This window comes from Anaeromyxobacter diazotrophicus, assembly GCF_013340205.1.
Lineage (GTDB): Bacteria > Myxococcota > Myxococcia > Myxococcales > Anaeromyxobacteraceae > Anaeromyxobacter_A > Anaeromyxobacter_A diazotrophicus.
Genome location: NZ_BJTG01000004.1, coordinates 389,908 through 400,706, shown reverse-complemented (window position 1 = coordinate 400,706; position 10,799 = coordinate 389,908). Strand labels below are relative to the sequence as shown.

10 protein-coding genes are annotated in these 10,799 nt (G+C 75.2%); 4 read left to right on the top strand and 6 right to left on the bottom strand.

All coding sequences use genetic code 11. The features are described from left to right. Positions 1-42 precede the first annotated feature (42 nt). From HWY08_RS10455 to lipA, 5 genes are read right to left on the bottom strand one after another with little or no spacing between them, the layout of a single operon-like run. Positions 43-1,296 carry a hypothetical protein gene (locus HWY08_RS10455; RefSeq protein ID WP_176064801.1) on the bottom strand — a complete coding sequence of 418 codons (1,254 nt, stop codon included), beginning with the start codon at positions 1,294-1,296 and terminating at the stop codon, positions 43-45. 5 nt (positions 1,297-1,301) lie between these two features. Then, the gene (locus tag HWY08_RS10450) at positions 1,302-2,585 is read right to left on the bottom strand and encodes a dihydrolipoamide acetyltransferase family protein (RefSeq protein ID WP_176064800.1); all 1,284 of its coding nucleotides are present in this window, start codon (positions 2,583-2,585) and stop codon (positions 1,302-1,304) included. A gap of 20 nt (positions 2,586-2,605) precedes the next feature. Beyond that, positions 2,606-3,580, bottom strand: coding sequence for an alpha-ketoacid dehydrogenase subunit beta (locus HWY08_RS10445; protein ID WP_176064799.1), 975 nt, complete (start codon positions 3,578-3,580; stop codon positions 2,606-2,608). An 8-nt stretch (positions 3,581-3,588) separates the two neighbouring features. Continuing rightward, the gene (locus HWY08_RS10440; RefSeq protein ID WP_235969564.1) at positions 3,589-4,773 is read right to left on the bottom strand and encodes a thiamine pyrophosphate-dependent dehydrogenase E1 component subunit alpha; all 1,185 of its coding nucleotides are present in this window, start codon (positions 4,771-4,773) and stop codon (positions 3,589-3,591) included. After that, positions 4,770-5,714 (bottom strand): lipoyl synthase, encoded by a 945-nt coding sequence (gene lipA / locus HWY08_RS10435; protein WP_235969582.1) that lies wholly within the window; start codon positions 5,712-5,714, stop codon positions 4,770-4,772. The genes HWY08_RS10440 and lipA overlap by 4 nt, the downstream gene beginning before the upstream one ends. A gap of 273 nt (positions 5,715-5,987) precedes the next feature. On the opposite strand from lipA, the gene HWY08_RS10430 reads away from it, so the two are divergent. The 4 genes from HWY08_RS10430 to HWY08_RS22030 are packed head-to-tail and all read left to right on the top strand — an operon-like array spanning position 5,988 to position 8,516. Then, entirely contained in the window at positions 5,988-7,082 is a 1,095-nt protein-coding gene (locus HWY08_RS10430; protein WP_176065074.1) for an HD-GYP domain-containing protein, read from the top strand. Further along, complete coding sequence (gene moaA / locus HWY08_RS10425) at positions 7,079-8,068, top strand: GTP 3',8-cyclase MoaA (protein ID WP_176064796.1); 990 nt, start codon at positions 7,079-7,081, stop codon at positions 8,066-8,068. Before HWY08_RS10430 ends, moaA begins: the two co-directional genes overlap by 4 nt. Positions 8,069-8,117: 49 nt before the next feature. Beyond that, complete coding sequence (locus tag HWY08_RS10420; RefSeq protein WP_176064795.1) at positions 8,118-8,393, top strand: rhodanese-like domain-containing protein; 276 nt, start codon at positions 8,118-8,120, stop codon at positions 8,391-8,393. Then, positions 8,394-8,516 (top strand): rhodanese-like domain-containing protein, encoded by a 123-nt coding sequence (locus tag HWY08_RS22030; RefSeq protein WP_255499650.1) that lies wholly within the window; start codon positions 8,394-8,396, stop codon positions 8,514-8,516. It begins immediately after the preceding gene. An 802-nt stretch (positions 8,517-9,318) separates the two neighbouring features. Here HWY08_RS22030 and thiC read toward each other — a convergent pair. Continuing rightward, the gene (gene thiC / locus HWY08_RS10415; protein WP_176064794.1) at positions 9,319-10,701 is read right to left on the bottom strand and encodes a phosphomethylpyrimidine synthase ThiC; all 1,383 of its coding nucleotides are present in this window, start codon (positions 10,699-10,701) and stop codon (positions 9,319-9,321) included. Positions 10,702-10,799 lie beyond the last annotated feature (98 nt).

Sequence of the window (10,799 nt, the reverse complement as noted above, 5' to 3'; positions counted from 1 at the left end):
CCGGCCCGGGAAGGGAAACCGCGCGGCCACCCCGCCCGGCCGTCAGGGCGCGAGGCCGAGCACGAACCCGTCCTGCAGCGCGCCCTGCGCCGCCGCCCCGTGCCCCCCGCCGAAGTCGGCCTGCCCGCGGAAGGCGCCCACCACCACGAGCTGCCCGGCGGGGGTGAGCGCCGCCCCGAGCGCCGCCGCGCCGCAGCCCGCGTCGAGCGTCCGCGCCCACACCGGCTCGAGCTGCGGGGTGAGCCCGCGCAGGCGGTCGCAGCCGGGGAAGCCGAAGAGCACGGCCCGGCCGTGCGGCAGCGCGGCGACCTGCACCACCGGGTCGTTCGCGCTCGCGTCGGCGAGCTCGGCCAGCGTGCGCGGGGTGCCGTCGGGCTCCACCGCCAGCACCACCTGCCGCCGCTCGCCCGCGGCGCCGCCCTGCCCGGCGCCGAACGTCGCGGCGCCGGAGAGGACGCCGGTCGCCGCCGCCGCGCCGTCGGTCAGCGCCGCGAGGTGGCGCAGGTCGAAGCCGGCCGGCAGCTCCCGGCGCCACCGCTCGGCGCCGGCCGCGTCGAGGGCGACCAGCGCGGGAGAGGCGCCCGCCGGCGCCGCTCCCACCACGACGCCGCCGCCGGGCAGCGCGGCCAGGGCGAGGGCGCCGGGCACGGCCACCTGCCAGGCGGGGACGCCGTCCGCCGCCAGCACCGCGACCCCCGCGGCCGCCCCGGTGAGCACGGCCAGCCGGCCCTGCGCGTCCGTCGCGCCCCCGCGCGCCGGACCGCCCGCGACCGGCACCGCCGCGCCGGCGCCGCCGCCGGGGGCGAGCGCGAGGAGCGTGCCCGACGGCATGAGCGCGCCCGTCCCGAGGCCCGGCACGGTGGCCGAGCAGGCGGTGGCGGCGAGGAGGAAGGCGGTGCCGTCCGGCGCGACGCCGAGCACGGAGGCCGCCAGGCTGCACGCGGCCGGCCCGAAGGTCCGGCGCTCCGCGACGGCGCCGTCCGGCCCCAGCCGGAGCACGGTGAGCGCGTCGCTCCCCGAGGCCGTGCCCTGCGCGGCCGCGACCACCGTCCCGCCGCCGGGGTCGGCCGCGACCGTCTGGGCCAGGTCCGCGTAGGGGCCCGCCAGGGTGGCGAGCCACACCGTGTCGCCGCCCGGCCCGAGCTCCGCCGGCGCCCCCGGGCCCTTGCCGCCGTCGCCGGAGCCCGCGTCCGCCGCGCTCGCGCCCGCCGCGGGCGAGCCGCTCCGGGCACAGGCGCCGGCGAGCGCCAGCCCGAGGAGCGCGGCCCGGGCGCCGCCGCCGCGCCGGGGGGACACCAGCGCTACACCATGTCCATGAAGAGGAGGTCGGGCTCCTCGAGGTAGCCGATGACCGTGTAGGCGAAGGCCGCGCCGACGTGGCCGTCCACCACCCGGTGGTCGAACGACAGCGACACGTTCATGATGTCGCGCGCGACGATCTGGCCGTCCTTCACCACCGGCGTCGGGCGGATCCGGTGCACGCCGAGGATGCCGACCTCGGGGAAGTTGATGATGGGGGTGGCGAACAGGCCGCCCTGCGCGCCCAGGCTGGTGATGGTGAAGGTGGAGCCGGAGAGGTCCTCCGGCCGGACCTTGCCCGCCTTGGTCTCCGCCGCCAGCCGCTCGATCTCGCGCGCCAGCGCCATGAGCGAGAGCTTGTCCGCGTGGCGCACCACCGGCACGGTGAGCCCGTGCTCGGTCGCCGAGGCGATGCCGATGTGGTACTCGCGCCGGAGCCGGATCTCGCCGCGCGCCTCGTCGAGCACGGCGTTGAGCCAGGGGTGCTTCTTCAGCGCCGCCACCACCGCCTTCACGATGAAGGGGAGGAAGGTGACCTTCACCCCCTCCTCGCGCGCCTTGGCGGCGATCCGGTCCTTCACCTTCACGAGGTCGCTCACGTCGACCTGCTCCACGAACGTGAAGTGGGCCGCGGTGCGCTTCGACTGCGCCATCCGCTCGGCGATGCGCCGGCGGATGCCGCGCACCGGCACCACCTCGTCGCCGTGCGAGACCTGCTTCACCGGCGCCTGCTCCGGGAGCTGCTCGGCGAAGGGCGCCGGCCGCTGCGGCACCGCCGCGGGGGCGGTGAGCTCGGGCGGCGGGTGGGCGTGGCCGTTGCGGGCGCCGTGCACGTCGTCCTTGAGGACGCGGCCGCCCGGCCCGCTGCCGTGGACGAGGCCCAGGTCGACCCCCAGCTGACGCGCCATGGCGCGGACCGCCGGGGCGGCCAGGACCTTGCGCCCCGACCGCTCCGCCGGGGCCGCCGGCGGCGCCGCCCCGGCCTCCTGCGCCGGCGCGGCCTCCTCCTGCGCCGGGGCCATCACCGACGGCTCCTGCGACGGCTTCACGTCCTCGACCAGCTCGAGCAGCGGCTCGTGCACCTTCGCGACCTGACCCGGCTGGTGGAGGAGCTTCGTCACCGTGCCGCGGCGCGGGGACGGGAGCGTCACGGTGGCCTTGTCGGTCATCACCTCGACGAGCGGCTGGTCCTCGACCACGTGGTCGCCGGGCTTGACGAACCACTGCTGGACCTCCGCCTCCACCACCCCTTCGCCGATGTCCGGCAGGATGAACTTGAAGGTCATGCGAGGGACCTCGGCGGCCGTCAGAAGCGGACGGTCTCGCGGATGGCGCGCAGGATGCGCGGCGCGCGCGGCAGGTACTCGTGCTCGAGCGTGTACGGGAAGGGGGTGTCGAAGCCGGTGACGCGGGCGATGGGGGCCTCGAGCGAGAGGAAGCACCGCTCCTGGATGGTGGCCGACAGCTCGGCGCCGAAGCCGCAGGTGCGCGGCGCCTCGTGCACGATCACCGCCCGCCCCGTCTTCCTCACCGAGCCGAGGATGGTGTCGAGATCGAGCGGCGCGAGCGAGCGGAGGTCCACCACCTCGCAGTCGATCCCCTCCTGCTCCGCCTCGCGCGCCGCCTGGTCCGCCTCGTGCCACATGGCGCCCCAGGCCAGCACCGTCACCTGGTGCCCGGCGCGGGTCACGCGCGCCTGGCCGAGCGGGATGGCGTACTCGCCCTCCGGGACCTCGCCCTTGGCCGCGCGGTAGATGCGCTTCGGCTCGAAGAAGAGCACCGGGTCGGGATCGCGGATGGCCGAGACCAGCAGCCCCTTCGCGTCCTCGGGCGTGGCCGGCACCACCACCTTCAGGCCGGGGGTGTGCAGGAAGTACGCCTCGGGCGACTGCGAGTGGTAGTGGCCGCCGCGGATGCCGCCGCCGTACGGGGAGCGGATGACGAGCGGGCACGAGAACTGGCCGCCCGAGCGGTAGCGGTACTTCGCCACCTCGCTCACGATCTGGTCCATGGCCGGGAAGATGAAGTCGGCGAACTGGATCTCCGGGACCGGCCGCAGCCCGTAGAGCGCCATCCCCAGCGCGGTGCCGATGATGCCGCTCTCGGCGAGGGGCGTGTCGATGACGCGGTCGGAGCCGAACTCCTCGTAGAGCCCCTGGGTCGCGCGGAAGACGCCGCCGAACTTGCCGACGTCCTCGCCCAGCACCACCACGTTCGCGTCGCGCCGCATCTCCAGCTTGAGCGCGTCGTTCACCGCCTGGATGATGTTGTAGGTGGGCATGGGCGGCCTCACGTCCCCCGCCCGCCGGCGACGCGCGGGTCGTCGGCGAGCGCCCGCCGCAGCTCCTCCAGCTGCTCGCGCTGCGGCCGGAGCGGCTCGGCGTAGACGCCCTCGAACATCGTCTCGAGCGGGGGCTTCGCGGGGTGCGCCTCCGCCTCCTGGACCGCGCGCTGCACCTGCTCGCGCGCCTCGGCGGCGAGCCGGGCCCCGGCCGCCGCGTCGAGCGCGCCGCGCTTCACGAGGAAGGCCTCGAGGCGCAGGAGCGGGTCCTTCTTCCGCCACGGCTCGACCTCCTCGGGCGGCCGGTAGGCGCGCGGGTCGTCCGAGGTGGAGTGGCCCTCGAGCCGGTAGGTGACGAGCTCGAGCAGGCTCGGCCCCTCCCCGCGCAGCGCGCGCTCGCGGGCGCGGCGGGTGGCGGCGTGCACCGCCAGGACGTCGTTCCCGTCCACGCGCTCGCCGTGGAGCCCGTAGGCGACCGCCTTCTGGGCGATGGTGGCCGCCGCCGTCTGCCGCTCGCGCGGCACGCTGATCGCCCAGCCGTTGTTCCGGCAGGCGAAGACGACCGGCACCTTGTGCACCCCGGCGATGTTGAGGCCGGTGTGGAAGTCGTTCGAGCTGGTGGCCCCCTCGCCGAAGTAGACGAGCGAGACCATCTCCTCGCGCCGGATGCGCGCCGCCCAGGCCGCGCCCACCGCCTGCGGGATCTGGGTGCCGATGGGGGAGCTGATGGAGGCGAACCGCCCCGGCCGCCACGCCTCGTGGCAGGGCATCTGGTGCCCGAGCATGGCGTCGCCGGCGTTGCCGAGCAGGTCGCAGACGAAGGTCGCGAGCGGGAGGCCGCGCAGCAGCGCCGCCCCGTGCTCGCGGTAGCAGGGGAAGATCCAGTCCTGCTCCGCCATGGCGCTGGCGGTGCCGAAGACCGCCGCCTCCTCGCCGATCGACCCGATGTAGAAGCCGATGCGCCCCTGCCGCTGCAGGCCGACCATGCGCTCGTCGAGCTGCCGGTTCAGCACCATCCAGCGGTAGAGCGCGACCAGCTCGGCGTCGGAGAGCGTCACCTCGGCCGGGTCGGCGGTGGCGTCGTCGCGCAGCACGCGCGCGAGCGGGTACGCCTCCGCCTCGGGGACCGCCGCCGGGGGCGCGGTGGGCGCGGCGCTGCCGTTCGCGCCCCGCCGGCGCGCCAGGGGGCTCACGTCTCGGGGCTCACGCCGCATGACTCGCCTCCGCCGCCGCCGCGCGCCTGCCGCGCCGCCAGCTCGCCCCGCAGGAACAGCTCCGCCGCCCGGTAGCTGGAGCGCACGAGCGGGCCGCTCGCCACGTAGCGGAACCCGTGCCGCTCGCCCATGCGCCGGTACGCCTCGAACCGCTCCGGGGTCACCCACTCCTGCACCGGCAGGTGCCAGGCGGAGGGGCGCAGGTACTGCCCGAAGGTCACGATCTCGACGCCCGCGCCGCGCAGGTCCCGCAGCGCCTCCTCGATCTCGGCCTCGGTCTCGCCCAGCCCCACCATGAGCGAGGACTTGGTGACGAGCGCGGGGAACTCGCGCTTCATGCGCGCCAGCACCGCGAGCGTCTGGTCGTATCCGGCCTTCTGGTCGCGCACCACCGGCGTGAGCCGGCGCACGGTCTCGAGGTTGTTCGCGAAGACGTCGGGCGCGGCCCGCCCCACCGTCCGGACCGCCTCCGGGTCGCCGCGGAAGTCGGGCGTCAGCACCTCGACCAGCAGCCGGGGGATCTCCTTCAGGCGGCGGATGGCGTCCGCGAAGTGGCCCGCCCCGCCGTCGGGGAGATCGTCGCGGTCGACGCTCGTCACGACGATGTAGTCGAGCTGGAGCTGGCGGATCGCCTCGGCCAGGTGCCGCGGCTCGTCGGGGTCGAGCGGCGGCGGGTGCGCCGCCGTCTTCACGTTGCAGAAGCGGCAGCCGCGGGTGCAGACGTCGCCCATGAGCATGACGGTGGCGGTGCCGCCACCCCAGCACTCCGCCACGTTGGGGCAGTGCGCCTCCTGGCAGACCGTGTGGAGGCGCAGCCCGCGCAGGGTCTCGCGCACGCGCTGGTACCGCTCACCGCCGGGGACGCCCACGCGCAGCCAGGGCGGCTTGCGCGCGTCGATCGCGAGCCCGCCGTCCCGCATCCGGGCGGCGAGCTCGCGGCGATCGCGCACCTCTCCCTCGGCCGGGACCACGGGCAAGCTGAGGCTCCTGTGAGGCGTTCGGTCCATGGGTCCCGGCGATGTAGCACGCGTGGCGGGGATTGTCCCTCGCCCGGCGCGGGCCCAGCGCGTGGGAGAAGATATAGCCGGCGCGCGCGCCGCCGCCCCCCTTCCCTCGGGTTCCCAGGGGTTGTGGTATGGTCGCGCCGCGTGAGCCCCTCCATCGCCCAGCGCCCGGGATCTCCGCGCGAGGTCCTGGCCGGGAGCGACGCGCCCGCCGCGCCCACCCGGATCCTGCTCGTCGACGAGGACGCCGCCGCCCGCGACGCCGTCGCAGCGGTGCTGGTCCAGGAGGGCTACGTCTGTGCGTGCGCCCGCACGTCCGAGCAGGCGCTCGCGCTGGCCCAGGCGGGCGAGTTTCACCTCGTGCTGTGCGACGTCGACACGCCGCGGCAAGAGGGGCTCCAGCTCCTCGACCGGCTGCGCGCGGACCAGCCCTCCACGGCGGTCATCCTCCTCACCGGGCGAGGCGACACCGAGGCGGTGGTCGAGGGGCTGCGACGCGGCGCGTCGGACTGCCTGGCGAAGCCGCCGCAGCTGCTCGACCTCGTGCGCGCCATCGAGCGCGCGCTCGCCAAGCGCCGCCTGGAGCTGGCGCGCCACCGCTACCGCACCAGCCTGGAGCGGCGCGTCCGCGAGAAGACGGCCGAGCTCTCGAAGGCGCTGCGCGAGATCGAGTCGGCCTACGCGAGCACGCTCTACGCCCTGGTGGCGGCGCTCGACGCCCGCGAGCACGAGACCTCCGACCACTCGCAGCGGGTGGTGCGCTACACGCTCGCCATCGCCGAGCGGATGGGCCTCCCCGCCGCCGACCTGCCGGACATCGCCCGCGGCGCGCTGCTCCACGACATCGGCAAGATCGGCGTCCCGGACGCCATCCTCCTCAAGCCCGGGAAGCTCCTGCCGCAGGAGTGGGAGGAGATGCGGCGGCACCCCGAGATCGGCCACACCATCCTCCGCTCCATCCCGTTCCTCGAGGTGCCCTCCCGCATCGTGCTGGCGCACCAGGAGCGCTGGGACGGCCGCGGCTACCCGCACGGCCTCGCCGGCGAGGCGATCCCGCTCGGCGCCCGCATCTTCGCCATCGCCGACACGCTCGACGCCATCACCAGCGACCGGCCCTACCGGCGCGGGGGGCCGCTCGAGAAAGCGCGCGAGGAGGTGCGGCGCTACGCCGGGACGCAGTTCGACCCGCGCTGCGCCGAGGCCTTCCTCTCGCTCGACGGGGGGGTGCTCGAGGCGCTCCGCCGGCCGGACGCGCTCGCCGCGGCGGCCGGGGGCAGCCCGTGACCGCGCCCGCCTCCGGCGCGCCGCTCGCCGATCGGCAGGGCCGGCGCATCCGCTACCTGCGCCTGTCGCTCACCGAGGCGTGCAACTTCGCGTGCAGCTACTGCTCGCCCCACCCGCACCGCGCCGGGGACGGGCTCCCGCGCGAGGCCGTCGCCCGGCTGGTGCGCATCTTCGCCGGGCTCGGCGTCGAGCGGGTGCGGCTCACCGGCGGCGAGCCGACCCTGCGCCCCGACCTGCTGGAGGTGGTGGCGGACATCGCGGCCGTCCCGGGCATCCGGGAGATCGCGCTCACCACCAACGGCCAGCTCCTCGACCGGCTGGCGGGGCCGCTCCGCGCGGCGGGGGTGCTCCGGCTCAACGTCTCCCTCGACACGCTCCGGCCCGAGCGGCTCACCCACCTCTCCGGCCGCGCCGCCTCCCTCCCGCGGATCCTGGAGGGCCTGGCCGCCGCCGGCCGGGCCGGCTACGCCTCGGTGAAGACGAACGCGGTGGTCGTGCGCGGCTTCAACGAGGACGAGCTGGGCGACCTGGCGCGCTTCGCCTGGCGGCAGGGCGCCATCGCCCGCTTCATCGAGCTCATGCCGTTCGGCGAGGGCGAGCCGGTGCCCATGGCCGAGGTGAAGGCGCTGCTCGGGGCGCAGGGCGTCCGGCTCACCCCCGACGCGACGCGCGGCTGGGGGCCGGCCCGCCACATGCGTGGCGAGTCGGGCGAGGGCGCCGGGCGCCTCGAGGGGCTCGTCGGCTTCATCGGGGCCATGACCGAGAGCTTCTGCGAGGACTGCAACCGCGTGCGGGTCGGGGCCGACGGTGCGCTCCGCGCCTGCCTGGGCGGCCGCGACCGGGTGGAGCTCCTGCCGCTCCTCGCGCAGGGCGACGACGCCCAGGTGGCGGAGCGCATCCGCGAGGCGCTGCTCGCGAAGGGCGACCGCCACGACATGGCCGCCGGGCGCGGCCGGCTCCTCCCCATGATCGGGACGGGCGGCTGACGCCCTGGCGGGCCAGGACCTTCGAGCCGTGCTGCACAGGAGAAGACGCATGATCCGCTTCCGCCTCGCCGCCGCGCTCGCGCTGGCGGCCCTCGCCCTCCCCTCCCTGCCCCGCGCCAGCGAGCCGTTCCAGCTCGTGAGCGCCGCGCAGGTGGAGCGGATGATGAAGGCGAAGGACGTGAAGGTCTACGACGTCAACATCGACGAGCTGTGGGAGCGGTACCACCTCCCGGGCGCCGTGCACGTCGGCAACCGCCCGCTCGACACCCTCCTGCCCACGGACAAGGCGACGCGGCTCGTCTTCTACTGCTCCGGCCCCAAGTGAATGGCGAGCCATGGCGCCGCCCGTGAGGCGGCGAAGCTCGGCTACACGCGCCTGTTCGTCATGACCGACGGGATCACCGGCTGGGTGAAGCAGGGCAGGCCGGTGGTGAAGGGCGGCGCCTGACCGACGGCGGGGCCCGCCGTCGATTCGCGGTTCGTACGCGGGCTGCGTACGCTGGCTCCGCACGCGGGGCGGTTCCGAGCAGGGCGTCCTGGTGGCCCTCCGGCGGTGCTCGGCAACGACCTGCCGATCAGATCCGGCCACCGTTCGAGAAACGCTCGACGGCTTGCACCGCATCGTGCCGCGCCGCCGAGGCGCTCGGGGAACGCGCGCCGGCGCGGCACCGGCGGTGCAGCGCCCGTCGATCGAGCGGATCCTCACGCAGGTCGGCCTGCGCTCCGGCGGAGGGCCACCCTGCCGCCCCGCGGCGGACGGGGCCGTCCGCGCGAGCGGGGGGGGGCGCTCGTGTGAGGCGAGATGCAGCGTGCCGGGAGTGGCTCCCCGCCCTGCGGTACGCCACGGAGAACGTGGGCGTCGAGGTGAGCAGGGCCCCTGGCGACCTCGACCGCAACAGTGACGAGAGCGACCCCGACCTGCGGACGGCAACGCCCGCCAGCGGGCGGCGGGGCGGCCCTCCGAAGGAGCGGAGGTCGACCTGCGTGAGACTCCCGCCCGCCGTACTGCCGTCAGCAACGCCGGTGCCGCGCCGGCGCGCGGACCTCGGGCGCCGTGTCGGCGCGGCACGATGCGTTGCCCGGCCTCCGCGCGTTTCTGGCCCGGCCGCCGTACGAACCCGGTAGGTCGTCCGGAGCGACGCCGGAGGGCCACCCCGCCGCCCGCTCGGAACCGCTGGCAGCGTTTCGCGAGGCCGGGCGGGGCAGCTCTGCGACGATCGACCGTCGGAGTGAGGGGCGCCCCTCGCCCGCTACGGCATCACCTGCAGCGGCTTCTTCGCCCCGGCCTCCGCCTTCGCCTGCTCCTTCGCGGCCACCTCCTCGAGGTGGCCGTGGATCTTCATCGAGCAGAACTTCGGGCCGCACATCGAGCAGAACTCGGCGCTCTTGAACGCCTCGTGCGGGAGCGTCTCGTCGTGCATGGCGCGGGCGGTCTCGGGGTCGAGCGAGAGCCGGAACTGCTCGTTCCAGTCGAACGCGTAGCGCGCCCGCGACAGCGCGTCGTCGCGGTCGCGCGCCCCCGGCCGGTGGAGCGCCACGTCGGCGGCGTGGGCGGCGATCTTGTAGGCGATGATCCCCTGCCGGACGTCCTCGGCGTCGGGCAGCCCGAGGTGCTCCTTCGGCGTCACGTAGCAGAGCATGGCGGCGCCGTGCTGGGCGGCGACGGTGGCGCCGATAGCGCTCGTGATGTGGTCGTAGCCGGGGGCGATGTCGGTGACGAGCGGCCCGAGCACGTAGAAGGGCGCGTCGTCGCAGAGCTCGCGCTCCTTCTGCATGTTCATCGGGATCTGGTCGAGCGGCACGTGCCCCGGCCCCTCCACCATGACCTGCACGTCGTGCTTCCACGCCTTGCGCGTGAGCTCGCCCAGGACCTTCAGCTCGGCGAACTGCGCCGCGTCGGAGGCGTCGGCGAGGCACCCGGGCCGCAGGCCGTCGCCGAGCGAGAAGGCGACGTCGTACTTCTTGAAGATCTCGCACAGCGCGTCGAAGTGCGTGTAGAGCGGGTTCTCCGCCTTGTTCGAGATCATCCACTGCGCCATGAGCGCGCCGCCGCGGCTGACGATGCCGGTCACGCGGTGCGCCGCGAGCGGGATGAAGTCCTTGAGCAGGCCGGCGTGGATGGTCATGTAGTCCACGCCCTGCGCCGCCTGGGCCTCGATGATCTCGAGCAGCATGGCGGGGGTGAGGTCCTGGACCTCCTTCACGTGCGCCAGGCACTCGTAGATGGGCACCGTGCCCACCGGCAGCGGCGAGTGGCGCAGGATGGCCTCGCGGATCTGCGGGATGTCGCCGCCGGTCGAGAGGTCCATCACGGTGTCGGCGCCGTACTTCACGCAGACCCGCAGCTTCTCGAGCTCCTCGTCGATGTCGCCGACCACCGCCGAGTTGCCGATGTTCGCGTTGATCTTGCAGGTGGCCGCGAAGCCGATGGCGAGGGGCTCGAGCTCGGGGTGGCGGACGTTGGCCGGGATGATCATCCGGCCGCGCGCCACCTCCTCGCGGACCTTCTCCTGCGGCAGCCGCTCGCGCGCCGCCACGTGCGCCATCTCCTCGGTCACCACCCCCTGACGGGCGTAGTGCATCTGGGAGACGTTCGCGTGACCCCGGCGCTTCGCGATCCACTCGGCGCGCATGCCTGCTCCTTCGATGTTCGAGATGAGCCGGAACCTAGCGGCGGGCCCCCGCACGTGTCAATGCGCCGCATCCTCACGGGTGAGGCGGGGCGCGGGGT

Coding starts and splice junctions, on each gene's coding strand:
- HWY08_RS10450 (WP_176064800.1), bottom strand. CDS start 2,585: ATGACCTTCAAGTTCATCCTGCCGGACATCGGCGAAGGGGTGGTGGAG.
- HWY08_RS10445 (WP_176064799.1), bottom strand. CDS start 3,580: ATGCCCACCTACAACATCATCCAGGCGGTGAACGACGCGCTCAAGCTG.
- lipA (WP_235969582.1), bottom strand. CDS start 5,714: ATGCGGGACGGCGGGCTCGCGATCGACGCGCGCAAGCCGCCCTGGCTG.
- HWY08_RS10420 (WP_176064795.1), top strand. CDS start 8,118: ATGATCCGCTTCCGCCTCGCCGCCGCGCTCGCGCTGGCGGCCCTCGCC.
- HWY08_RS22030 (WP_255499650.1), top strand. CDS start 8,394: ATGGCGAGCCATGGCGCCGCCCGTGAGGCGGCGAAGCTCGGCTACACG.
- thiC (WP_176064794.1), bottom strand. CDS start 10,701: ATGCGCGCCGAGTGGATCGCGAAGCGCCGGGGTCACGCGAACGTCTCC.